This is a genomic window from Variovorax paradoxus, assembly GCF_024734665.1.
Lineage (GTDB): Bacteria > Pseudomonadota > Gammaproteobacteria > Burkholderiales > Burkholderiaceae_C > Variovorax.
Map to the genome: position 1 here is coordinate 3,335,639 of NZ_CP102931.1, position 23,845 is coordinate 3,359,483.

At 67.0% G+C, this 23,845-nt stretch carries 22 protein-coding genes; 11 read left to right on the forward strand and 11 right to left on the reverse strand.

The features are described from left to right. The first annotated feature begins 72 nt into the window (after positions 1 to 72). Positions 73 to 1,407 (forward strand): aminotransferase-like domain-containing protein, encoded by a 1,335-nt coding sequence (locus tag NWF24_RS15660; protein WP_258355298.1) that lies wholly within the window; start codon positions 73 to 75, stop codon positions 1,405 to 1,407. A gap of 7 nt (positions 1,408 to 1,414) precedes the next feature. Here the strand turns inward: NWF24_RS15660 and NWF24_RS15665 are convergent, their stop codons facing one another. From NWF24_RS15665 to NWF24_RS15685, 5 genes are all read right to left on the reverse strand, one after another. Continuing rightward, a complete protein-coding gene (locus NWF24_RS15665) occupies positions 1,415 to 2,416 on the reverse strand; it encodes an NADP-dependent oxidoreductase (RefSeq protein WP_258354974.1) in 1,002 nt (333 codons plus the stop codon). After that, entirely contained in the window at positions 2,416 to 3,252 is an 837-nt protein-coding gene (locus NWF24_RS15670) for an oxidoreductase (protein ID WP_258354975.1), read from the reverse strand. Before NWF24_RS15670 ends, NWF24_RS15665 begins: the two co-directional genes overlap by 1 nt. A gap of 105 nt (positions 3,253 to 3,357) precedes the next feature. Next, positions 3,358 to 3,939, reverse strand: coding sequence for a TetR/AcrR family transcriptional regulator (locus NWF24_RS15675; protein WP_258354976.1), 582 nt, complete (start codon positions 3,937 to 3,939; stop codon positions 3,358 to 3,360). 87 nt (positions 3,940 to 4,026) lie between these two features. Then, positions 4,027 to 5,163: a DSD1 family PLP-dependent enzyme gene (locus NWF24_RS15680; RefSeq protein WP_375338460.1), complete on the reverse strand. Its 1,137-nt coding sequence runs from the start codon at positions 5,161 to 5,163 to the stop codon at positions 4,027 to 4,029. An 11-nt stretch (positions 5,164 to 5,174) separates the two neighbouring features. Next, a complete protein-coding gene (locus NWF24_RS15685; protein ID WP_258354978.1) occupies positions 5,175 to 5,819 on the reverse strand; it encodes an HAD family hydrolase in 645 nt (214 codons plus the stop codon). A 72-nt stretch (positions 5,820 to 5,891) separates the two neighbouring features. Between NWF24_RS15685 and NWF24_RS15690 the strand changes: the two genes are divergently transcribed. The 6 genes from NWF24_RS15690 to NWF24_RS15715 all read left to right on the forward strand — a co-directional run bounded on the left by NWF24_RS15690 (position 5,892) and on the right by NWF24_RS15715 (position 11,223). Then, complete coding sequence (locus tag NWF24_RS15690; protein ID WP_258354979.1) at positions 5,892 to 6,806, forward strand: LysR family transcriptional regulator; 915 nt, start codon at positions 5,892 to 5,894, stop codon at positions 6,804 to 6,806. Between the two features lie 95 nt (positions 6,807 to 6,901). Beyond that, entirely contained in the window at positions 6,902 to 7,918 is a 1,017-nt protein-coding gene (locus NWF24_RS15695; RefSeq protein WP_258354980.1) for an ABC transporter substrate-binding protein, read from the forward strand. Beyond that, positions 7,915 to 8,988: an ABC transporter permease gene (locus NWF24_RS15700; protein WP_258354981.1), complete on the forward strand. Its 1,074-nt coding sequence runs from the start codon at positions 7,915 to 7,917 to the stop codon at positions 8,986 to 8,988. Before NWF24_RS15695 ends, NWF24_RS15700 begins: the two co-directional genes overlap by 4 nt. Further along, positions 8,982 to 9,785, forward strand: a complete 804-nt coding sequence (locus tag NWF24_RS15705; RefSeq protein WP_258354982.1) for an ABC transporter ATP-binding protein — start codon at positions 8,982 to 8,984, stop codon at positions 9,783 to 9,785. Before NWF24_RS15700 ends, NWF24_RS15705 begins: the two co-directional genes overlap by 7 nt. Position 9,786: 1 nt before the next feature. Beyond that, positions 9,787 to 10,950: a c-type cytochrome gene (locus tag NWF24_RS15710; protein WP_258354983.1), complete on the forward strand. Its 1,164-nt coding sequence runs from the start codon at positions 9,787 to 9,789 to the stop codon at positions 10,948 to 10,950. A gap of 66 nt (positions 10,951 to 11,016) precedes the next feature. Then, complete coding sequence (locus NWF24_RS15715) at positions 11,017 to 11,223, forward strand: dodecin (protein WP_258354984.1); 207 nt, start codon at positions 11,017 to 11,019, stop codon at positions 11,221 to 11,223. A 16-nt stretch (positions 11,224 to 11,239) separates the two neighbouring features. On the opposite strand, the gene NWF24_RS15720 is transcribed toward NWF24_RS15715, so the two are convergent. Beyond that, complete coding sequence (locus tag NWF24_RS15720) at positions 11,240 to 11,818, reverse strand: esterase/lipase family protein (protein WP_258354985.1); 579 nt, start codon at positions 11,816 to 11,818, stop codon at positions 11,240 to 11,242. A 4-nt stretch (positions 11,819 to 11,822) separates the two neighbouring features. Then, the gene (locus NWF24_RS15725; RefSeq protein WP_258354986.1) at positions 11,823 to 12,317 is read right to left on the reverse strand and encodes an arsenate-mycothiol transferase ArsC; all 495 of its coding nucleotides are present in this window, start codon (positions 12,315 to 12,317) and stop codon (positions 11,823 to 11,825) included. A gap of 101 nt (positions 12,318 to 12,418) precedes the next feature. On the opposite strand from NWF24_RS15725, the gene NWF24_RS15730 reads away from it, so the two are divergent. The 3 genes from NWF24_RS15730 to NWF24_RS15740 are packed head-to-tail and all read left to right on the forward strand — an operon-like array spanning position 12,419 to position 18,155. Continuing rightward, positions 12,419 to 15,121, forward strand: a complete 2,703-nt coding sequence (locus NWF24_RS15730) for a bifunctional acetate--CoA ligase family protein/GNAT family N-acetyltransferase (protein WP_258354987.1) — start codon at positions 12,419 to 12,421, stop codon at positions 15,119 to 15,121. Between the two features lie 59 nt (positions 15,122 to 15,180). Beyond that, on the forward strand, positions 15,181 to 16,209 hold the full coding sequence (locus NWF24_RS15735; RefSeq protein ID WP_258354988.1) for an Lnb N-terminal periplasmic domain-containing protein: 1,029 nt from the start codon (positions 15,181 to 15,183) through the stop codon (positions 16,207 to 16,209). Positions 16,210 to 16,214: 5 nt separating this feature from the next. Then, positions 16,215 to 18,155: an esterase/lipase family protein gene (locus tag NWF24_RS15740; RefSeq protein WP_258354989.1), complete on the forward strand. Its 1,941-nt coding sequence runs from the start codon at positions 16,215 to 16,217 to the stop codon at positions 18,153 to 18,155. An 8-nt stretch (positions 18,156 to 18,163) separates the two neighbouring features. Here the strand turns inward: NWF24_RS15740 and NWF24_RS15745 are convergent, their stop codons facing one another. Next, the gene (locus tag NWF24_RS15745; protein WP_258354990.1) at positions 18,164 to 18,958 is read right to left on the reverse strand and encodes a tetratricopeptide repeat protein; all 795 of its coding nucleotides are present in this window, start codon (positions 18,956 to 18,958) and stop codon (positions 18,164 to 18,166) included. Positions 18,959 to 19,181: 223 nt separating this feature from the next. Here NWF24_RS15745 and NWF24_RS15750 point away from each other — a divergent pair, with 223 nt between their 5' ends. Continuing rightward, a complete protein-coding gene (locus NWF24_RS15750) occupies positions 19,182 to 20,837 on the forward strand; it encodes an ankyrin repeat domain-containing protein (protein WP_258354991.1) in 1,656 nt (551 codons plus the stop codon). A 117-nt stretch (positions 20,838 to 20,954) separates the two neighbouring features. Here NWF24_RS15750 and NWF24_RS15755 read toward each other — a convergent pair whose 3' ends face one another. Genes NWF24_RS15755 through NWF24_RS15765 form a run of 3 tightly spaced genes read right to left on the reverse strand, consistent with a single transcriptional unit; the run spans position 20,955 to position 23,826 of the window. After that, the gene (locus NWF24_RS15755; protein WP_258354992.1) at positions 20,955 to 21,962 is read right to left on the reverse strand and encodes an LLM class flavin-dependent oxidoreductase; all 1,008 of its coding nucleotides are present in this window, start codon (positions 21,960 to 21,962) and stop codon (positions 20,955 to 20,957) included. Further along, positions 21,959 to 22,897 (reverse strand): ABC transporter substrate-binding protein, encoded by a 939-nt coding sequence (locus NWF24_RS15760; RefSeq protein WP_258354993.1) that lies wholly within the window; start codon positions 22,895 to 22,897, stop codon positions 21,959 to 21,961. The genes NWF24_RS15755 and NWF24_RS15760 overlap by 4 nt, the downstream gene beginning before the upstream one ends. A gap of 8 nt (positions 22,898 to 22,905) precedes the next feature. After that, entirely contained in the window at positions 22,906 to 23,826 is a 921-nt protein-coding gene (locus NWF24_RS15765; RefSeq protein ID WP_258354994.1) for an ABC transporter substrate-binding protein, read from the reverse strand. Positions 23,827 to 23,845: the final 19 nt, after the last annotated feature.

Consider the following 23,845-nt stretch of genomic DNA (forward strand, 5'->3'; position numbering starts at 1 on the left):
TAGGGGTGAGATGCGCTCATCGTAGGCCGGACGATCAATACAATCAAAAAATTGTCATGGATACATCGCACGATGGCCGAAGCCCGCTACAAGCAACTGGTCGATGAACTCGCCGCCGAGATCCGCGCGGGACGCCTGCTGCCGGGCACCCGCCTGCCCACGCACCGGCGGCTGGCCGAGCGCCATGGCCTGGCGCTGGTTACTGCGTCGCGCGTCTATGCGGAGCTGGAGGCGATGGGACTGGTCAGCGGCGAGGTCGGCCGCGGCACCTTCGTGCGCGAGGCGGCGATGCACGGCGGTGTTGGCGTCGATCAGCGGACCATGGCACCGGACCTGGTGGACCTGAACTTCAACTACCCGTCGCTGCCCGGACAGGGCGAGCTGCTGCGCGCCGCACTACGGCAGCTCGCCGCCGGTGGCGAGCTGGACGCGATGCTGCGCTATGCGCCCCATGGCGGGCGAATGCATGAACGCGCCTGCGTCGCCCGACATCTCGCGTCGCGCGGGCTGGTAGCCGAGCCGTCGAGAGTGATGCTTGTCGACGGCGCGCAGCATGGCCTGGCGGTGACAGTGATGGCGCTGCTGCAACCGGGCGACGTGGTCGCGGTCGATGCTCTCACCTACCCCGGCTTCAAGGTTCTGGCCGAGGCACACCGCCTGGAGCTGGCACCCATTCCGGCATCCGGACAGGGGCCGGACCTGGACGCGCTGGAACGCCTGTGCGCGCGCCGCCGCGTGAAGGCCATCTACGCGATGCCGACCCTGCACAACCCGCTGGGCTGGGTGATGAGCGCGAGCCGGCGCCGGCGGCTGGCCGCCATCGCAAGGCGGCATGGCCTGCTCGTCATCGAAGACGCGGCCTACGCCTTTCTGGCCGACGATCCACCGCCGCCGCTGGCAACGCTGGCACCGGAAACGACGGTGTATGTCTCCGGCTTGTCCAAGAACGTGGCGACAGGGTTGCGCGTGGGCTTCGTCGTTGCGCCGGAGGCGTGGGTGCCGAAGATCGAACGGGCGATACGGGCCACGACATGGTGCACGCCGGGCGTGACCACGGCGATCGCCTGTGCGTGGCTGGAGGACGGCACGGTCGACCGGCTCGAATCCGAGAAGCGCCGCGACGCTTCGATGCGGCAGATCATCGCCAGCGAAGCGCTCGCGGCGCTGCGATGCGTGCGCCATCCCGCGTCGTACTTCGTCTGGCTGCCCTTGCCGGAAGAAACACGCGCCGACCGGGTCGCGGCGGCGCTGATGCGCGAAGGCGTTTCGGTGTCGACGGCCGAGCCCTTTGCCACGTCGCAGCATGTGCCGCATGCCTTGCGGCTGGCGCTCGGCTCCGTTGGGCTGGACAGCTTGCGCAGTGCGTTGCTGACGGTGCGACGGGTGGTCGAGGAGCAGTCCTGCTGAGGGCGCCCTATCTAACCTTCACAACGACCTTGCCCTTTGCACGTCCGGCATCGACATACGCAATGGCTTCATTGGTGGATTCGAACGGAAAGATCCGGTCCACGACCGGACGGATAGCCCCGGATTCGATGAGAGCGGTGATCCTGCGCAGCTGCGCTCCGTTCGCCCTCATGAAGAGAAACGAATAGCTCACGGAGTGGCGTCGTGCGTTCTTCCTGATGCGACGGCTCAAAAGCCGCATCGCCAGTTTCAGGAACCAGGAAGCACCAATGTCTTGCGCATAGGCGGGATCAGGCGGCCCCGAGATCGAGATGAGCTTTCCGCCAGGCTTCAGGACGCGCAGCGACTTGTCGAGCGTTTCGCCATCCAGGCTGTTCAGGACCACGTCGTAGTCGCGCAGGATCGCCGAGAAGTCGCCCTTCTTGTAGTCGATCACGACATCGGCGCCAAGGCCCTTCACCCAATCGACGTTCGCCGTGCTCGTTGTGGTGGCAACAAACGCACCGGCATGCTTCGCCAGCTGAATTGCCAACGTCCCCACGCCACCTGAGCCTGCGTGGACAAGAACCTTCTGGCCTTGCTTGAGCTGCGCCATCTCGATCAGCGCCTGCCAGGCAGTCAACCCCACAAGGGGGATTGAAGCGGCCTCTTCCATGCTCAGGTTCTTCGGCTTGAGCGCAAGCGAGTCTTCCTTGATCGCAATGAACTCCGCAAAGCCGCCGATACGATCCTGATCGGGTCGCGCATAGACCTCGTCTCCGGGTCGGAATCGCCGCACCTGCGATCCGACTTCGACCACCACGCCAGCCACGTCGTTTCCCAGGATCAGCGGCAAGCGATAAGGCAGGAGGAGCTTGAATTCTCCGTTGCGGATCTTGGAGTCCAGCACATTCACGCTGGCAGCGTGGATCTCGACCAGCACGTCGTCAGGCCGCAGTTTCGGACGCGGCATCTCGGCAGCGCGCAGCCCACTGTTGCGGCCATAGCGATCGATGATGAACGCTTTCATCACATGTTCCCTGCCGGATTCGCGTCGAGTCGCAGGTCTTTTCGGATGCCGGCATCGAGAAGACCGGCAGGCGCAAACCGGCGCAGTAATTGCAGGCGGCTTGCGAGGCTGCCGGCGGTGTACCGGAGTTTCGGGCGCTCCGCAGTGGCGGCTTTCAGCACAGTGTCGGCCACGACGTCTGGCTGGTCAGCGGTTGCCATCACCTCCTTCACCCTCTTGATCACACCCGTGCGAGCCTCGCGATATTCGTCGAGCTTGGCGTCGGGCTCCAGAAAGTTCGCGTCGAACGGCGTCTTCGTGTACGCGGGCTCGATGACCGAGACGCGGATGCCTCTGGTGCGCAGCTCATGGTCCAGTGATTCGGAATAGCCTTCGATTGCGTGCTTGGTTGCGGCATAGAGCGCTCCATATGGCATCGGCAGGAAACCGAGCACCGAGCCGATGTTGATGATGCGGCCGCTCCCCTGGCGCCGCATGTGGGGCAGGACGGCGCGCGTCATGCGGATAAGCCCGAAGAAGTTCGTCTCGAAGATCGAGCGGGCCTGTGCAATCGAGCTCTCTTCCGCACCGCCGGGTGCGACGCCGAACCCTGCGTTGTTCACGAGCAGGTCGATGCGGCCGTTCAGTCGCATCACTTCATTCACCGCAGCTTCTACGGATTCGTCGCTGGTCACGTCGAGGGACAGCATGTCGAAGGGTTGCCTGCTGCCCGCCGTGGCTCCGCGCCTGCTGGTGCCGTAGACCTTGTAGCCGGCCGCCGCGAGCCGATGCGCGGTGGCTTCACCGATGCCTGATGAGGCACCCGTGACGAGTGCGACGGAACCTTCGTTTTTCATGGGATGCCTCTTGGGGAGTTGGGGATATTGGTCATTTTTTGATAATTAGATGATGAATGTCATATTTAAAGGCGAGCGCGATCTCAGCTTGGTCTGCGTGAGAAATCAGGCGCCGGACGGAGCGAAGTGCTCCAGCGTCGCCTTGCGCAACGCTTCAGAGAGCTTGGGATCGTCGACGGCGCGTGCCATCAGCAATGTTCCGACTGCCGTAGCGACGGTTACGAGCGCACGCTCGTGCGCGCCCGGCTGCCCCCAGTCGGGCGACTGCCGGGCAACGAGATCGATCATCTCCTTGATACGGCGGGTGGCCGCGCGCCGCACCTCGGGCGCCTGGCGTGGCATCTCGGAGCCGAGGGCTGCTATCGGGCAGCCAGTCTCGACGCCTTCGATGTGCTCCTTGGAAAGATAAGCCTGCAGCAGAGCTTGCAGCGCCTGGTCTGGCGGTGCTTCGGCCGCGATGCTTGCGGAGGCTGCGACCGCTTCTGCTCCCGCACGGTCCGCTGCTTCGGCAAGCATTGCCTCGCGTGAAGCGAAGTGCGCGTAGAAGCCGCCGTGGGTCAGGCCGGCGCCTTTCATGATGTCGGCGACGGCAGTGCCGCCATAGCCACTGCGACGTATGGCGCGCGCGGCAGTCTCCACGATGCGTTCGTGCGTGGCTTCCTTTTGCAGGCGGGAGGTTCTCGGCATGATTGGGCCATTTTACATGATATTCATCATGTATATGTCAGACCATTCGATTCGCCCATGCCTCCCGCGTGGGCATACCGGGGCCGCTCACCAGCCGTGGAAGCGCCCCCAGGTTTCCAGCGAGCCGTCTTCAGACAGCGCCTGATATTCCGGAAACTGCGCGCCAGTCGCACAAGCGTGGTTCGGCAATATGCGCAGCCGCGTCCCGATGGGAAAGCGTGCCGCAATGCCCGTGTCCGGCGCGCCCTCGCGCGACAGGATGCCGTGCTCCTGGTTCGCACCGCTGAGCACATAGCCGTCGAGCACCTTGCCATCGACATCGCAGACCTGCCCGTAGCCGAAATCGCGCTTCTGCTTCTGCGTGCCACGGTCGCGGCTCATCGCCATCCAGCCTGAGTCGACGATGGCCCAGCCCTTGTCGGCCTGGTGACCGATCACCGTGGTGAGCACGCTCAGGGCGATGTCGTCCTCGGCACACACGCCGATGTTTCGCATCACGAGGTCGAAGAACACATAGACGCCGGCCCGCACTTCGGTAACGCCTTCGAGCGCTTCCGCCATCAGCGCCGTGGGCGTGGAGCCCACGCTGACCACCGGGCACGGCAGGCCCGCTTCGCGCAGCCGCTGTGCGGCGTGCACGCAGCCCGAGCGCTCCTGTTCGGCCATGGCGCGCAGGGCTTCGGGCGTGTCGAGCTCGTAGCTGGAGCCGGCATGCGTCATCACGCCGCCGAGGCGCATGCCACCGTCGTGCAGCACGTGCGCCACTTCGAGCAGCGCGTCTTCTTCGGGCCGGATGCCGGAGCGATGGCCGTCGGTATCGACCTCGATCAGCACGTCGAACACTTCGCCGTTCGCGCGGCCGAACTCGGCGATTGCGCGCGCCGATTCGACACCGTCCGTGAGGATGCCCAGCGCACAGCCGCGCCGGCGCAGGTCCATCGCATGCTGCAGCCGGTGCGGCGCCATGCCGACGGCATAGAGGATGTCGGTGAAGCCCTCGGCGAAGAACTGCTCGGCCTCCTTCAGCGTGGAAACGGTGATGCCCTGCGCACCCGCCTCGCGCTGCGCCTCGGCAACGGCTATGCACTTGCTGGTCTTCACATGCGGGCGAAAGCGCACGCCGAGTTCACTCATGCGCTGCTGCATGCGCGCGATGTTGCGCTGCATGCGCGAGCGCTCGATGAGGGCCGCGGGCGTGTCGATGGTGGCGAGGGTGTTGTTCATGAGCGAGCTCGTCATTTGCTGAAGGATTGGAGCCAAGGCAGCGCGGGTGCCAGTGTTGCCGCCTGCAGCTCGGGCGTGGAAGCCCCCTGCGGCAGCGCCAGCCCGACACGGTTGTGCCAGTAGGTGCGCAGCCCAACCGCCGATGTGCCGAACATGTCATAGCCCGAACCGGCGGCAAAGGCTGCGGCTTCTGCCTTCACACCCAGCCGATCGAGCGCCATGCGGTACGGGCGCGGATCGGGCTTGTAGAAGCCGGCCTCCTCCGAAGTGACGACCACGTCCCAATCGATGCCCAGCCGCGCCGCCGCGCGATGGCCGAGCCGCTTCGAGCAGTTGGTGACCACGGCGAGCTTGCAGTGGGGCTTCAGCGCCAGCAACAGTTCGCGAGCGCCGTCCCACACGGGCAGCGTGTCCCATTGCGCTTCGAGCGCGTCGGGTGCGGAGTCGGCCATGCCGGTGTGGCGCGCGGCGTCTTTCACCAGCTGCTCATAGGGCACATAGGCGCCGCAGCCATAGGTGAGCCGCAGGTATTCGGCGCGCCAGGCGCGGCCTTTCTCTTCGGAACCTGCGGCGGTGTTCCAGACGGTCCAGGAATCGAGCAGCGCAGTGAGCAGGTCGAAAAGCACGGCGCGTGGATAGGCGTTTTGGGGTTGCATGGGCACCGACTGTACGTTTCAAGGCCATGCTTGTGCTTCAATGCATGGTCATCAATCGTTAAGCATAAGTTAATGATCCAGATCGAAGACATGCAGCTCGCGGCCGCCCTGCTGCGCGAACCTTCACTGAGCGCCGCGGCGCGCGCGCTCGACGTCACGCCGCCCGCGCTGTCGATGCGGCTGCGCAAGCTCGAAGCCACGCTGGGCCTGTCGCTCGCCACCCGCACCGCGCGGCGGTTGAGCCTCACGCCCGAGGGCGAACGCTTCGCGCGCGAGGCGGCTGCGCTGCTCGGCCAGATCGAGGGGCTGCGCGAGTCGATGCAGCGCGACGACCAGCGGCTCACGGGCACGCTGCGCATCGCCGCGCCCTTCGGCTACGGCCGGCAGTACATAGCGCCCATGCTCGCGCGCTTCGCCCGGCTGCACCCGGGGCTGAGCGTGCAGCTCGACCTGCGCGAGACCCCGTGGCCCGACCGGCACGACGCCGACGCGGTGATCCACATCGGTACGGTGCGCGATTCGTCGTGGGTGGCGCGTACTCTGAGCGCCAACGAGCGCTGGCTGTGCGCGAGCCCGGAATACCTGCGCCTGCACGGCGTGCCCCGCGTGCCGCGCGACGTGATGGAGCACAGCTGCATCTGCATCCGCGAAAACGACGAAGACGTCACGCTGTGGCATGTGCGCCCGGCCAGCCGCGCAGCCTCCAACAAGGCCAAGCGCGAAACCCTGCGCATCTCGCCCGCCTACGTCACCAACGACGGCGGCGTGGCCCGCCAGTGGGCCGAACAGGGCATGGGACTCGTGCTGCGTTCCGAATGGGATGCGGCCGATGCCGTGGCGCGCGGCACGCTGGTGCGCGTGCTGGCCGACTGGCAGTTCGACAGCGCGCCGGTCACGCTGCTGGTGCCGAGCCGCAAGGGGCGCACGGCGCGGGTGCAGGCCATCGTCGAATTCCTGGCGGAGAGCTTCGGCGCCAGGGAAAAGTAGTTGCGCGCATATCCATAGCCGCATTCATTCGTTGGCCGCGCGGGCCTCGCGCGCCAACACTCGCAGCTTCCAATTTTTCGGTGGAGAAGCTTGCGATGACCGTTCCTCTCGATCACTTACCGCCTTCGCGCCGCAGCGTGCTGCAGGCCGGGGTGGCGGCAGCCATCGTGGGCTCCGGCGCCCTGCTCGCCACCGCGGCACGCTCGCAGCCGCGCAAGCTCACCTTCGCCTGGAGCCAGGCCGGCTTCTGCCTGGCCCCGGTGCCGGTGGCGCTGGAGCGCGGCTTCTTCGAGAAGAACGGGCTTGACGTCGAGCTGCTCAACTGGGCCGGCTCGTCCGACCAGATGCTGGAGGCGCTGGCCACCGCCAAGGCCGACGTGGGCGTGGGCCTGATCCACCGCTGGGTGAAGCCGCTCGAAGCGGGCTTCGACGTCAAGGTGGTGGGCAGCGTGCACGGCGGCTGCCTGCGTCTGGTGGGAGCCAAGGCCTCGGGCGTGACGACCGACCTTGCCAGTCTCAAGGGCAAGACCATCGGCGTGTCGGACCAGAACAGCCCGGCCAGGCAGTTCTATGCCATTCATCTCGCGAAGAAAGGCATCGACATCGAGAAGGACGTCGACTGGCGCGTCTACCCGGCTGACCTGCTCGACGTGGCCGTGAAGAAGGGTGAGATCCACGCGATTGCCGACGGCGACCCGAACGTGTTCCTCATCGAGAAACGCAACCCCGGCGTCTTCACCGAGATCGCCAACAGCGCCAAAGGCGAATACGCCGAGCGCCTGTGCTGCATCGTCGGCGCGCGCGGCGAGCTGGCGCGCAACGACAAGCCGCGCGCTGCCGCGGTGGTGCGCGCGCTCGCGCAGGCCTCCGACTACGTGTCGGAGAACCCGAACGAAGCCGCCAGGATCTATTCGAAGTACGCGCCCAAGGTGCCGCTCGAAGACCTGCAGAAGCTGCTGGCCGAGCTCACATACAAGCACCATCCGGCCGGCAAGGCGCTGCGCAACGAGGTGGAAGCTTTCGCCGCTGACTTCCGCAACGCCGGCATCCTGAAGAAAAGCACTGACGTGGTCCGATTCGCCAACCATGTGTCGCTGGACGTTCTCGCATGACCACCGCTGAACAGGTTCTGGACTCGCCGCTCGGGCTGCAGAGCAATGCGCCCGCTCATCACGCACCGCGGCAGAAAACATCGCAGACTGTCGCGCTGCGCCCTCCCGCCCCCACCGGCATCTGGCCCACCGGCCTGCTCGCCGCAGCCGCCTGGGTCGCGCTGGGCCTGCTCACGCTGCTGTGGCCGAACAAGGAGGTCGGCTTCAACGACTGGGCCTTCACCCGCGAGTTCGGCATTGCCACGCTGGTGGTCGCCGCCCTGCTCTTCGCCATCTCGCTGCTGGGCCACCGCGCGGGCAAGCTGGCGCGCACGCTGCGGCCGGCCGGGCAATGGCTGGTCGCGCTGGCTGTGGTGTTCGCGCTGTGGGAGATCAGCACCGCCAAGCTCGGCGTGCTGCCCTCGCCCTTCTTCGCGCCGCCGCAAAGCCTGATCGACGTGGTGCATGAAGACTGGCAGCGCCTGGGCCTGTCGACCGCGTATTCGCTGCGCCTGCTGGCCAATGGTTTCGTGCTGGGCGCGCTGATCGGCTTTGTCACGGGCGTGTCGATCGGCTGGTCGCGCATCGCGGGGTACTGGGTGCATCCGTTGCTGCGCTTCCTGGGGCCGGTACCGGCGTCAGCGCTGTTGCCGCTGGCCTTCTTCTTCGCGCCGTCTAGCTATTCGGCTGCCGTGTTCCTCGTGGGGCTGGCCACTTTCTTCCCGGTGGCGGTGCTCACGTGGTCGGGCGTGGCCTCGGTGCACAAGAGCTACTACGACGTGGCGCGCACGCTGGGTGCGTCGGAGCGCTTCCTGGTGTTGCGGGTGGCGATTCCGGCGGCCCTGCCGCAGGTGTTCGTCGGCCTGTTCATGGGCCTTGGCGCCTCGTTCTCGGTGCTGATCACGGCCGAGATGATGGGTGTGAAGGCCGGGCTCGGCTGGTATCTGCAGTGGGCCCAGGGCTGGGCCGCATACGCCAACATGTATGCGGCGCTATTCGTCATGGCCGCGCTGTGCTCGGGCCTCATCACGCTGCTCTTCAAGGTACGCGACCGCGTGCTGTCCTGGCAGAAAGGAACCGTCAAATGGTGAACGCCGTACTCCCTTCCCCGCCCGCCACGGCAACGACCACTGGCGGCGCGCACATCGACATCCGCGGCGTCAGCCACTGGTTCGAGGTGTCCGGCGGCGTGCTGCAGGTGCTCGACGGCATCGACCTGCAGGTTCGCCCCGGCGAGTTCGTCGCGCTGCTGGGGCCCAGCGGCTGCGGCAAGTCGACCCTGCTGCGGCTGGTGGCCGGGCTCGAACCCGCGACCGCTGGCGCCATCACGCAGAACGGCGAAGCCATCACGCGGCCCGATCCGTCGCGCATCGTCGTGTTCCAGGATCCGACGCTCTACCCGTGGCGCAGCGTGTGGGACAACGTGGCGCTGGGCCTGCAGGCGCGCGGCGTACTGAAGGAGCAGCGCGCCCGCGTCGACGAAGCGCTCAAGCTCGTGGGCCTGACCGAATTCGCGAAGGCCTTTCCGCATCACCTCTCCGGTGGCATGGCGCAGCGCGTGGCGCTGGCGCGTGCGCTGGTCAACGACCCACAGCTGCTGGTGCTCGACGAGCCGCTGGGCAAGCTCGATTCGCTCACGCGCATCGCGATGCAGAGCGAGCTGGTCAACCTGTGGCAGCGTGCCGGCTTCTCTGCCCTGCTGGTCACGCACGACGTGGAAGAGGCGCTGTTCCTCGCCAACCGCGTGATCGTGCTGAGCGACCGGCCAGCGCGCATTGCGGCGGAACTGGTGGTCGATCTGCCTTACCCGCGTCATCGCGGCGATCCACGGCTGGCCGAACTGCGGCACGAAGCGCTCAAGCACCTGGGACTCGACGCCACGTGGTGACATGAACGGTTTGCCCGAGGCCGGTTGGCTCAATCTGCTGATCGGCCTGCTGCAGGGCGCGCAACTGCAGCTGCTGCGCCTGCTCGATGCATTGGGGCTGGTCTCGCACGCGCACGGCCAACCGGCATGGCCATGGGCGCTGCGGCTGTCGGGCGAGAACCTGCTGATCGATCTTGGCCAGGCACGAAGGCTCGGGCTCACGGTGGTCGTGCTTGCGGTGGCGGTGCTGACGCTGCTGCTCGCCGCGCTCTGGCGTCGCCGCCGCGTGTGGCTCGTTGCGGTGGCCGCGTTGCTGGTCGTGCTGGCGCCCTGGCCCGAAGCCAACGTGGTGCTGGTACCCGCGTACCCCACCAGCCTCCAGACATCGCCCACGGGCTTCACCGTAGACAGCATCGAACGCGGGCGCGTGCTGTACGCGGCGCAATGCGTGGCCTGCCATGGTGCTGACGGGCGCGGACAAGGGCCGCTGGCCGCTTCACAACCCGTTTGGCCGCCCAATCTTGGCGGGCCACTGCTGTGGCGGCGCGCCGACGGCGATGTGCTCTGGCATGTGATGAACGGCATGCGCGACCGGCACGGCGCCCCGACGATGCCAGGCTTCGGCGACACGCTGCGAGATGCGGACGCCTGGGCGCTGATCGACTTCATGAAAGCCCAGGGCGCCGGTGAGAGCCTGCGCGCGGCCGGGCTGTGGGCGCAGCCCATCGCGCCTCCCGACATGCCGGTGCAATGCAAGGGCAAGCCGTCGCGCAGCCTGAGCAGCTGGCGCGGGCAGCGTTTGCGGATCGTGGCTGCGGGTGCAGGCGTGCCGCCGCTGCTCGACGACCCGCGCCTCGTCACCGTGTTCCTCGCGCCGGATGCCAAGGCAGCCATATCGCAGGCCGGTGACTGCATCGCCGCATCGCCCGCCGCATGGGCCGCCTTCTCGCTGGTCGCCGCGACTTCGCAACTCGCGGGCACGCAGCTGATCGTGGACCGCGACGGCTGGCTGCGCGCGCGCGGCGAACCCGGCAAAGGCGCGTGGAGTGACGACGACCTGCTGTGCCGCACCGAGCAGCCTGCATCGGCGGGCACGCGGCCGTTGGCGCCGGACGGCCTGGGCGCACTCATCGCGCGCATGGACGCCGAACCCGTGCGCTTCGTCAAGGGCGGATTCGTCCACTGACGCCCGCAACAGGACTACGATGTTTTCCGGGCCCATCGCCCATCAACCCAGAAGGAGACAGACCCCATGTCCAACCACGTCTACAAATCGCTGGAGCTGACGGGCTCCTCCTCGACCGGCATCGAAGACGCCGTGCAGACCGCCATCGCCAAGGCGCACGAGACGCTGCGCAACATCCAGTGGTTCACCGTGACCGAGACGCGCGGGCACGTGTTGGACGGCAAGGTCGCGCACTGGCAGGTGACGCTGAAGATCGGCTTCACGCTGGAGTGAGCCGGCAGCGTCTACATCACAGCGCGCACATGCGGCGCGTGATGTCGGCACAGACCTTTGCGTCGCCCGGCATGAACCGATGCAACCAGGCGCGCGCGTCGAGGCTGCTTGCCGCGCGCCGCCAGTTGCTGCTCGTGGCCGGCAAGATGGTGATGTCCAGGGAGGTCCAATACACGAACAGTTTCAGTTCGTCGAGGCAGTCCTCGGTGCTCTTCAGGTTTTCGAGCAAGGGGCTTCGCGGCCGCATGTCCCGCGCGCCCCGTCCGGGGTAGGCATAGGCGGTCATCGTTCCTTCGTGCGGGCCCGAAATGGCGAAGAGCGCGTGGGCGCGGGCGATGCCGCCCAGAACCTGAAGATATTGGCGGGCAATGATGCAGCCCATGCTGAAGCCGACGATGGCAATCGGCGCATCCGGGCCCACGTGCCTGTCGATATAGGCCTTGAGCTTGCACGCAAGGTCATGAATTCCCTTGCGGCCGTCGGCGGGTTTGAGAGAAGGAACCCAGCAGCGATGGCCGGCCGCCTCGAGCGCTCGCACCATGCGCTTGAAGATCCCGCCGTTGTCGAAGATGCCGTGTACGAGTACTACGTCCATGGGGCTAGCGCATGTATCCCAGATCCCGCACGTCGGAGCGAACGGCCGAGCGGTCCGCCCCCTGCATCGGCAGGCTCACCAGCAGTTCGAGCCGGCGACGCAGCGAGAACAGCATCTGGATGGCGTCGTGCGCGGTCTTCTCCAGGTCGCCGCCGTCGACTATGTCGGGGTAGGCCCACAGCGCCGCGTCGGGCTGGCCGGGCCATGACGGCTGGCGGGATGCGCTGGCCGCGTCCAGCGTGATGACGAAGTCCGCCGGGGCGGCATTGGCGCGCACCAGTTCGTCCCAGCTGCGCGGCGGCCGCTGGGGCACGGGGATGCTGGCACTTTTCAATGCGGCCACGGCCGCGGGATGGAACTCGCGGGCAATGTGCCCGGGTTGACCGCAGGAAGATACCGAGAACCGCTTGGGGTCCAGGTGCGCGAGGCACGCTTCGGCCAGGATGCTGCGCAATGAATTTCGTCGCGAGACGAAGATCACGCCAATACGTTTTTGCATGGAACCTTGAATATAGCCAAGCGCGCTGACCACGTCATGACTTAGGTCAAGGCCCTGCGCAACTGCCCCCGAACGGTGCGGAACGGTGCAGACTTGGGGGCATGGACAAGCATTTCCTGACTCCGCTTTTTGCGCCCGCCTCCATCGTGGCCTTCGTCGGCCACGCCGACGACCCGGGCGGCCAGCCCCCTGCGGGCCGCACGCTGCGCGAGGCCTTCCGAGCCGACCGCTTCGACGGCACCTTGCGCTTTCTGGACGTGCGCACCAAGGGCACGCTCGAAGAACTGGCCCAGACCCATGCCGACCTCGCGCTGATCGCGCTGGCGCCGCGCGACGTGGCGGCCGCCCTTGAAATCGCGGGGCGCATCGGCTGCAAGGCGGCCGTGGTTCTTTCGAGCGGCATCGGCGCCGACGAGGCAGCGCAATGGCGCAAGATCGCGCGCCGCGAAGGCGTGCACCTGCTGGGGCCGAATTCGCTGGGCTTCCAGCGGCCGCTGCTGCACCTGAATGCCGGCGTGGCCGGGCCGCTGGCCAAGCCGGGGCCGCTCGCGCTGGTGGCGCAGTCCGGCGCACTCACAGCCTCGATGCTCGATTGGGCGCGCCAGAACGGCGTCGGCTTTTCGAGCGTGGTGTCGCTGGGCCCGCACACCTCCGTCGACATTCCGCAGGTGCTCGACTTCCTGGCCAACGACCAGGCCACGCACAGCATCATCGTGTACCTGGAAGGCATTGCCGATGCGCGCCGCTTCATGAGCGCGCTGCGCTCGGCCTCGCATGCCAAGCCGGTGGTGGTGCTCAAGGCCGGGCGCAAGCCGGCGGGCAACGAGGCTGCGCAGACGCACAGCGCCGCCATCGTGGGCAGCGACGACGTATTCGACGCCGCGCTGCGCCGCGCGGGCGCGGTGCGGGTTCGCTCCTTCGTCGAGCTGTTTTCGGCCGCCAAGTGCCTGGCCTCGCGCTACCGGCCGGTGGGCAAGCGCCTGGCCGTGGTCACCAACGGCGGCGGGCCCGGCGTGCTGGCAGCCGACTGGATCAACGAGATCGGGCTCCACCTCGGCAAGCTTTCCCCACCCGCGCAGAAGCTGCTGCAGCCCGCCCTGCCCCCGCTCGCTTCGCTGGCCGACCTGATCGACCTTTCCGAAGAGGCCCTGCCCGCGCACTACCGCGCCGCCATCGACGCCGCCTCGGCCGACAGCCAGATCGACGGCGTGCTCGCCATCTTCTCGCCCAAGGCCGGCGCCGACGCAGCTGCCACGGCGAAGGCGCTGGCCGACATTCCCCGGCCGATGAACAAGCCGCTGCTGGCCTGCTGGATGGGCGACTCCTCGGTCGGCAAGGCGCGCTCGGTACTGGCCGACGCAACCATTCCGAGCTTTCGCACGCCTGAAGCCGCAGTAGGCGCCTTCGGCAACATCGCAGCCTTCTATCAGAACCAGCAGTTGCTGCAGCAGACGCCGCCGCCGCTGTCGGCGCTGGCCAAGCCCGACATCGAGGGCGCGCGCCTGATCATCGAAAGCGTGCTGGCCGAGCGGCGCCATGTGCTGACGGAGATGGAGTCGAAGTCGCTGCTGTCGTCCTTCCACATTCCGATCACGCGCACCTTGCTCGCGCGCAGCGCCAGCGAGGCCATGATGATCGCAACGCAGCTGGGCTTTCCGGTGGCGCTGAAGATCGATTCGCCCGACATCGCGCACAAGTCAGACGTGGAAGGCGTGGCGCTCAACGTGCTGAACGGCACCAGCGCGCGCGACACCTACGTCGAAATGATGGAGCGCGTGGCCCGCCTCGCGCCCGAGGCCCGTATCAACGGCGTGACCGTGCAGAAGATGGTGCGCGCGCGGCGCGGCCGCGAGATCTACGTGGGCATGGTCACCGACGAGCCCTTTGGCCCCGTCATCGTGTTCGGCGCGGGCGGCACCATGATCGAGCTGCTGAACGACCGCGCCATGGAGCTGCCGCCGCTCAACCAGTTTCTCGCGCACCGACTCATCGAGCGCTCGCGCGTGGCAGAAACGCTGGGCGAATGGCGCGGCGCCCACGCGGTGAACATGGAAGCGCTCGAAGACGTACTGCTGCGCGTGTCGGAAATGGTGTGCGAACTGCCCGAGCTGCGCGAGATGGACATCAACCCCATCATCGTGGACGAGTCGGGCGCCATTTCGGTCGATGCACGCATCGTGGTCGGCAGCACCACGCAAGCAGTGGCGGCCCACGTCAGCAATGCGGTCAACGGCTACCAGCACCTGGCCATCATGCCGTACCCCGCGCGCTACCGGCGCGAATGGCCGCTGCCCGGTGGCGGCACGTACATCGTGCGGCCGGTGCACCCCAACGACGCGCAGATGCTGCAGGCGCTGGTGCAGGGCCTTTCGCCCGAAAGCCGCTGGTTCCGCTTTGTCTCGCGCTTCCACGAGCTGCCGCCGTCGATGCTGTCGCGCTTCACGCTGATCGACTACGACCGCGAGATGGCGCTGGTGGCGGTGGTAATGGAGCGCAGCGTGTCGCCCGACGGCACCGTGCTCGAAAGCGAGCACATCGTGGGCGTGTCGCGCTACATCACCAACCCCGACCAGACCAGCTGCGAGTTCTCGCTGGTGGTGGCCGACGAATTCAGCGGCAAGGGCATCGGCTCGCGGCTGATGGAAAGCATCATCGACGTGGCGCGCGACAAGGGCCTGGCCGAGATCGACGGGCTGGTGCTGGCCAACAACCCCGACATGCTGAAGCTGGTGCGCCGGCTGGGCTTCACTGTGAAGCCCTTCCCCGAGGACCCGGACTTCAAGCTCGTGACCTACATGCTTTAGGCGCCCAGGGGCGCCCGAGCCAGGCGGAGATAATCGCGCCTCACTCTCCGATGATCTGAATGTTCCTGCGCTTCCTCGGCCGCTTTGCGGCATCGCTAGTCGTATTGCTGTCTGCGATGTGGGCCTGCATGGCACTTTGGTATCAGTTGCCAGGACCGTCCTTCGTGAAGATCGGCGCTGGCGTGCTGTGGGCCGGCTTCGGCCTTGCCGCCATCGCGCTGCTGTGGCGCGGCAAGGCAGCACGCGCCCTGCTCTCCTACGTGGTCGGCTTCGCATTGCTGATGGGCTGGTGGAGCACCATCCTGCCCTCGCAGAACCGCGTTTGGGCCGACGACGTGTCGCGCCAGCTGCACACCCACGTCGACGGCAGCATCGTGACGATGGATAACGTGCGCAACTTCGAGTGGCGCAGCGACACCGACTACACCCAGCGCTGGGAAACGCGCAGCTACGACCTCGACCGCCTGCGCTCGGTCGACGTGGCGCTCTCGTACTGGAACGGCCCGGCCATTGCGCACACGCTGGTGTCCTTCGGTTTCGACGACGGACAGTTCGTTACCTTCTCCATCGAGATCCGCAAGGAGCGCGGCGAGAGTTTCTCGTCGGTCGGCGGCTTCTTCAAGCAGTTCGAGACCAGCCTCATCGCGGCCGACGAGCACGACATCATGCGCGTGCGCACCAACGTGCGCGGCGAAGACGTCTACATGTACCGCGTGCGCCTGCCGCAGCAGGAAATGCGCTCGCTGTTCATGGCCTACCTCGGCGAAGGCGCGGCGCTGGTGCGCGCGCCGAGCTACTACAACACGCTTACTGCCAACTGCACCACCATCGTGTACGCCCTGGCCAAGCGCATCGTGCCCGGCCTGCCGATGGACTGGCGGCTGCTGGCCTCTGGCTACCTGCCCGACTACCTCTACGACGTGGGCGGCCTCACGCCCGGCTACAGCATGGAAGCGCTGCGCACGGCGGGCCGCATCACCGACCGCGCCATTGCCACCGACAAGGCGCCGGGCGCGAACTTCTCGCAGGCGATCCGGCAAGGCCTGCCGGGCCTCGAGGACTCCAAGGGACCCAAGGCGAAGCAGTGATGCGCATGCGCTTTCTTTGCCTGCCGGCCCTTCTGTGCACCGCCGTGCTGCTGGCCGGTTGCGCGGGCGTGAAGGTCGGTTCGATCTCGCCGGCCGAATACCTCGCGCAGCGCCGCGGCGACGTGCTCACCACCGGCGAGCTGAGCACCTCCGCACAGGAAGTGCTGCGCGTGATCGGCTCCGACGCCGATCTGTGCCGCAAGGACGGCCAGGCCTGCCGCAACGCGCTGGCCGACTCGTCGGGCCTCAGCGACGAACAGCGCCTGTCCGCGCTGTCGGAAGTGTGGCTGCAGGTGGCGCTGGCCGCGGACAAAGGCGGCACCGCCGCGCAGCCGGACTCGTCGGCCACCACGGCCATCGAGGCCTGGCTCGAAACCGCACGCCATGCCTACGCCTACCTGTTCTACACCGCCCGCAAGCCGCGCGACCGCGCCTTCGAAGACCGGCAGACCCAGGTGCGCGACTACTACAACTACGCAGTGCAGCAGGCCATCACCGGCCTCTTCAAGACCTACCGGCGCACCGGTTCGCCATCGGACCCGGCCCCGGAAGTGCCACAAGTGGGTGCTTGGCACATCGATACTGATGTGTCGGCACTGCGCCTGCCCACCAGCGCGCCGCTGCCGGACGAGCTGATTCCCGCCGCATCGCTCACCTTCTCGGGCCTGCGCAACACCTACCGGCGCGACGGCTTCGGCGCGGAGCTGGTGGCGGCAAACGCCAAGCGCACGGATGAGGAGGCAATGTCCGCCCCAGCCGACGACAAGCGCCCGCCCCGGCCGCCCTACCGCGAAATGCCCTTCCCCGCCGTTACAGCGCTGCTGCTGTTCGACGGCGCCAACCTCGACGAGATCCTGAGCACGCATACGCTGCGCATCGCGGCCTACGACCCGTACCGCACCGCCAACGTGCAACTGGCCGGGCAGGAGGTGCCGCTGGCCGCCAATTTCACCTCCGGCTACGGCCTGTGGCTCGCGCGCTCCGACTTCGCGCTGCAGGCCTTGCGCAGCCTGTTCGGCGGCCGCGACGGGCTCACTCAGCCGCGCATCTACCTGATGCAGCCCTACGACCCGAACCGCCGCACGGTCATCATGCTGCACGGCCTGGCGAGCAGCCCCGAGGCGTGGATCAACGTGGCCAACGAGGTGCTCGGCGACGAGACGCTGCGCCGCCGCTACCAGATCTGGCAGGTGTACTACCCCACCAACGCACCGCTGCCGATCAACAACTTCGCCATCCGCGAAGCCGTCACGCAAACGCTGGCGCACTTCGACCCAACCGGCAAGGCCGAGGCATCGAACAACATCACGCTGATCGGACACAGCATGGGCGGCGTGCTGTCGCGGCTGATGGTGTCGTCGTCGGAAGACAAGCTCTGGGAGGCACTGCTGGCCAGCTACCCGATGCAGGGCGCACAGCAGCAGCGCATGGAAGAAAAGCTCGCGCCCTACCTGCGCTTCGAGCCGCTGCCGCAGGTGAGCGACGCGATCTTCATCGCCTCACCGCACCGCGGCACCGACTTTGCCAACAACCGCGTCTCGCGCTGGGTGGCCAACCTCATCACGCTACCGGTGGCGATGCTGGGGCAGCTGGGCGACATCTCGCGCGAGCTGATCCGCATCGCGCCCAGCACGCAGGGCCAGGAGCCGCTGCGCATTCCCAACAGCATCGACAACCTGAGCGATCGCGACCCGTTCGTGCGGCTGTCGTCGGGGCTGCCGATGAATCCGCGCGTGCGTTTTCATTCGATCATCGGCAACGACACGCCGGGCTTGGCGCAGGCGCTGTCGAGCGACGGCATCGTGCCGTATGCAAGCTCGCACCTGGACGGCGCGGCATCGGAGCTGGTGATTCCGTCGGCGCACAGCGTGCAGGAGAACCCGCTGGCGATTCTGGAGATACGGCGGATCCTCAGGGAGCAGCTGCGTTCGCAGCCGCCGCGCTGACCGAGCGGCTATCCCTTCGCGGAGCGCTGCGCCCGTACGCGCTTCAGGAAGTCCTGGAAGAGCGCCTTCTTCTCGGGAAACCGCTCCACTCCCTCCGCGAAGATTGCCTCCGCGGCGGCCAACTCGCCGAGCCGCATCAGGCACTCGCCCTTTGAGAAGAAAGCAGCTGGCCCGTCGGGATTCACCCGCAGCGACTGCTCGAAGTCGTTCAGCGCTTCACGGAAATTCCCGAGCTCCATGTGGGTGAATGCCCGGTTGTCGATGGCTTCGAAGAACAGCGGAAACAGCTCCACCGCCGCGTCGTATTCGGCGATGCCTTCCTGCTTCCTGCCCTGCTCGCAGAGTTCGTTCCCGCGCAGGTAGTGCGCGTTGGCCTCGTGGACGATCTCCTTGCTGTCCTTGCCTGTTACTTCGAGGTACCGCGGAAAGTCGGTGAGCCTCAGGTACTCGGTAAAGCCGATCAGGTCTTCTTCGGTGGGCGGCCGGTTGCCGATCAGCTCCCAGCCCTCTTCACCGAAGCTGCCTGCGTCGATGGGGGCGTGCCATATCGACACCTGCGCCTGTTTCAGAGAGTCGGCCGTGGGCTTGGCGTCCATCGGCTTGTAGCTCAGGCAGTGGGCGGCCGCTGTTCCATCGGGCCACGGGTCGACCTCGAGTATCCAGACGGCTCGCCAGGCGTGTCCGTCGCGTTGGGTCAGCAGGTCGCCTGGCTTCACCACGAGCCGGCCCTCCACCGGAGAGTCGGGTGTCGAGGTCGAACCACCAAGGCGTGCGGCAAGTCGCTGGATGAATCGGGGCAGCATGGTTTGCGTCGGATATCGGGAAGATGAATGTGCGCGCCACTGTAGCCGCTCGCTGTCTGTCCGTTGACCGGCGCGCACGTCGTGCCCTAACATCCCGCCCGCGGTGCAAGCCGCGCCCGGGCCCGCGGGAAGGGTTGAACCCACTTGCCTTCATTTGCCGATCCACACGCCTTTTGTGCAGCCGGATTTGCGGGTCATCGGCGTCTGATGCACGGAGGTTCACATGAAGCGCATGCCCGCCCGGCCCGACCTGGGCCATCTGAAGAAGCAAGCCAAGGAGCTGCTTGCTCTCTACCGAAGCAACGACCCCACCGCCACCGCCCGGTTCCGCGAAGCTTTTCCGGCCGCCACCGGCAAGAGCGACCCCGCGATCACGGCCCTTGGCCTGCGCCTGCACGATGCGCAGTCGTGCGTGGCGCGTGAGTACGGCTTCGCGTCCTGGGCCGACCTGCAAGGTTTTGTTCTCGCGCGACGGTCGCAGTCCGAAGATCCGGCAAAGTCCGTTCTCTACTGGCTGCGCCTTGTCTACGCGGGCGACATCGCAGGCGGCACGAACCGCGCGCGGCCATCGGTGGCTCTGCGCCTGCTCGAAGAAAGCCCCGGCTTGCTCGGCGACGATCCCAGCCTAGCCTGTGCGATCGGCAACGAAGCACTGCTGCGCCGCGCCATCGCACAAGACCCGGGCTGGGTGCACCGTGCGGAAGGCCCGCTCGCGCTCCCGTCGCTCGTGGCCGTGGCCCATTCCAGCCTGATGCAGCTGCCCGAGTTCCGTGAACGCCTGCACACCTGCGCAAAGCTGCTGCTCGATGCGGGTGCCGATCCCGATCAGTCGATCGGCAACCGCTGGCCTCCGTCGTCCATCGATGCGCCCTCAGACACCGAGCGCCTGTCCACGCTCTACGGCGCCGCCGGCCAGAACCGCGACCCCGAACTCACGAAACTGCTGCTGGACGCAGGCGCCGATCCGAACGACGGCGAATCGCTCTATCACTCGCTGGAGAACCCGGCCTGCACGCGGCTGCTGCTGAACGCCGGTGCGCGCATCTCGGGCACGAATGCGCTCTATCGCGTGCTGGACCTCGACGATGTGGAAACGCTGAGGCTGCTGCTCACGCACGGCGGCAATGCGAACGAACCGCCCATGGGCTCTCCCACAAGCGACTGGGGTTCGCTGCTGCTGTGGGCAATCCGGCGGCGCAGGTCGCCCGCGCATATCGAGGCCTTGCTGGCAGCAGGCGCCGATCCTTCAGTCACCACCAGCGATGGCACGAGCGCATATACCGTCGCCCTGCGCTTCGGTCTGCCGGAGGTCGCGCGCTTGCTGCAAAAAGCCCGAGGTGGCGCCCCGCTTCCAGTGGATGAAGCCTTCGTCGCAGCCTGCGCCCAGGGCGACGAGGCCGCCGCCCGCCGCATCCACGCAGCGCACCCCGGCATCGTCGGCACGCTCTCAGAAACGCAGTTGCGCCAGTTGCCGGAACTCGCAGCGCAGGGATGCAGCGACGCGGTGAAGTTGATGGTCGAACTCGGCTGGCCCATCGCAACTCGCGGCGGCGACTGGGATGCCTCGGCGCTGAACAAGGCCGTGTTTCGCGGCGATGCCGGCCTCGTCAGATTCCTGCTGGCGCACGGCGCAAGCTGGGAAGAACGGCACGGCTTCGACGACAACGCCTGCGGCGGCCTCTCGTGGGCTTCATGCAACGAACCGCCGGACGGTGAAGGAGACTGGCTCGGCTGCGCTGAAGCACTGGTCGCACACGGCATGCCCACCGCGCGACCGGACCCCGCGAATGCGGAGAGCGTGCTTATCGGTGGGCAGCGCTACGTGTTCTCGGATGAGGTCACGGACTTCCTGCTCGGTGTGTCCACAGCGCAAGGCTAAAAAAAAGCGGGCCCAAGGGCCCGCCCAAAGCCGTCCATCGAATTGCACAAGAAAACGCAACCCGACTCCGACTCACCTCGAACTCAACTCCTGCTTCCTCTCACTTCCTCCTCCAGATCAAAGCGCCCGCCAACCGAGCTCCGGCGCTATGCGGCCGGACAGGTCGGTCAATATCTGTTCGTAGTCCTCGCTGCTGAAGTTGTAGGGCAGCTCTACGCGCAATTCGCTCACATGCGGCAGCACCAGGTCGCGGCGCAGGCGCTCCAGAATTTCATCGGACGTGCCTACGAGATCGGTCGCGAACAGCGTGCGGCGCTCACCCTGCGGTGCCAGCGTGCGTTCGACGCGGCCGGCCGCGAACTCTCGGTAGCGCTTGCGCGTGGCGGCATCGGCGCCGTCGAGCGGCACGATCACGCGGCCCAGCGCCACCCTGCCCCTGCCCGCATCCACTTCGCTCGCGCGATAGCGCTCGATCAAGCCCAGCTGTGCCTGCAGAAAGTCGTCGGTGGTCTCGCCGGAGAGCACATTGCCCAGCAGCAGGTTGAACCCGTTGCGCCCCGCCCATTCGACCGAGCGCAGCGAACCGCCGCCATACCAGAGCCGGCCGATCAGGCCCGGTGCATGGGGCTGCACACGTGGCCGCACACGTCCGCCGGCCGATTCGACAAAAGTCTGGTCGTCGCCGAGCAGCGTGTCTTCCAGATTGGCCTTGAGCCGCCCCACGCGCTTGTGGGTGAAGTCGATGGTGTTCGGCGCCCCGTCGTAGAAGCGGTTGCCGAGCAAAGCACCATGCAGTGGCGCACCCGCGCTCAGGCCCACTTGCAGCCTGCCGCGCGACAGCACGTCGACCGTGGCCAGGTCTTCGGCAAGACGGAACGGGTTCTCGTACCCCATCTGGATCACCGCTGCGCCCAGCTCGATGCGGCGCGTGCGCTGCGTCGCGGCGGCCAGGAAGGTCGCGGCCGACGACACACCGCGCTCCAGATGGCGCTGCCGTACCCACGCCCCGTTGAAGCCTTGCTTCTCGCCGAACTCGAAGAGCTTCAGCGCGGCCTCGATGCCCGCGAAAGGGTCGGCCTCGGCGTAGTTGCCCGGCGTGAGGAATGCGAGATGGCGAATGCTCACGGCGCGAACTTCGGCAAGCCTGGCGGGTTGGTCTCCGACTTCGGCAACGCTTCTTCGGCCAGGCTCCAGCGCGCGAGCGCCTTGGCATAGGTGCCGTTGCGGATCAGGTTGTTGGCCGCGGTGGTCAGCGCCGCCGCGAGGCCGCTTCCCTTGCGAGTGGCAATAGCCACGTCCGACTTCAGCGGCCAGCCTGCATTGACAGTGCCGACCAGCCGGATCTGCCCGTTCTTCGCCGCCTCGTAGGCCTGCGGCGCATTCGGATTGAAATTGGCATCGACCCGCTTGGTGACCACCGCCAGCGTGCGGGTCACGTCGTCGTCGTAGTACTGAATCTCGACGGGCTTCAGGCCCGCAGCAACGTTCTGCCGGTTCCATTCGAGCAGGATGCGCTCCTGGTTGGTGCCGGCGCCGGTCGTCAGCTTCAGGCCCGCCACGTCCTTCGGCTCGCGGATCGACTTGATGGCGCTGTCGGTGCGCACATAAAAGCCGTGCAGGCCGAGGCGATAGGTCGAGAAGTCGAACTTCTCCTTGCGCTGCTCGGTCACGCCCACGTTGGAGATCACGGCGTCGTACTTGCCCGAGCTCAGGCCCAGCGGCCAGTCGGCCCAGGCGATGGGCTGCAGGTCGAGCTTGAGGCCCAGTGCGTCGGCGATGAGCAACGCGAAGTCGGGATCGAAGCCGACGACGGTCTTCGCGTCGGTGGCGTAGGTCGATATGGGCGGCGCGAACGGTGCGATCGCGACCGTCAGCACACCCTCCTTCACGAACTTGAAGCCCGGTGGAATCGCGTTGACGGCCTCGGCGTCCTTGCCGGTGCGCTGGCGGCCGCGTTGCTCGGGGCTGAAGTCGAACTTGTCGGCGGCATGGGCCGCGCCGGCCACAAGCGCGAGCGCGACAAGGCCACGGGCAATCCAGGCGTGCTTGAGAAAAGTCATGGCCATCATCAGTTCTTCGGCAGGCCCGGCGGGTTGGTGCGCGAGGCTGCGATGGCCTCCGACTCCAGGTTCCAGCGCGACAGCGCCTTGGCGTAGTTGCCGTTCTTGATCTGCGTGTTCAGCGCCAGCGTCACCGCATCGGCAAGGCCCGAGCCCTTGCGCGAAGTGACAGCAATCTCGGCCGTCTGCGGCCAGCCGCCCGAGAACACGCCCGCAAGCTTCGTCTTGCCGTCGCGCGCCTCGTAGGCAGCGATGGCGTTCGGGCCCACGTAGGCATCGGCGCGGCCCGACTGGATGGCCAGGCGCTGCACCACATCGTCGTCGTAGTACTGGATCTCCACCGGCTTCAGCCCGGCCGCCACGTTCTGCTTGTTCCAGCGCAGAAGAATCTGCTCCTGGTTGGTGCTGGCGGAAACGATCACCTTCAGGCCCGCGATGTCCTTCGGCTCCTTGATCGCGCCGAGCTTGCTGTCCGACTTCACGTAGATGCCGATCTGGTCGTTGCGGTAGGTGGAGAAATCGAACTTCTCCTTGCGCTCTTCCGTCACGGTCACGTTGGACACCACCACGTCGAACTTGCCCGACTGCAGGCCCAGCGGCCAGTCGGCCCAGGCGGTGGACACCAGCTCCAGCTTGCGGCCGAGGCTGTCGGCCACCAGCTGCGCTATGTCGGGGGCGTTGCCCACCGGCGTCTTGGTGTCGGTCGCATAGGCGGCGAACGGCAGGCGGCCGGTGGTCGTGCCGACGACGAGCACGCCTTCCTTCTGGAACTTGAAGTCCTTCGCGAGCTTGATGGCCTCGTCGATCTTCTGCGCGCGCGGACGGCCGGCCTGCTCGGGGCTCAGGTCGGCGGCGGGCTGGGCCGAGGCAGCGAGCGGCACCAGCAGTGCGGCCAGGAGAACGGACAGGATGTTTCGTCGATGGGTCATGAAGGGCAATGCAGCAAGA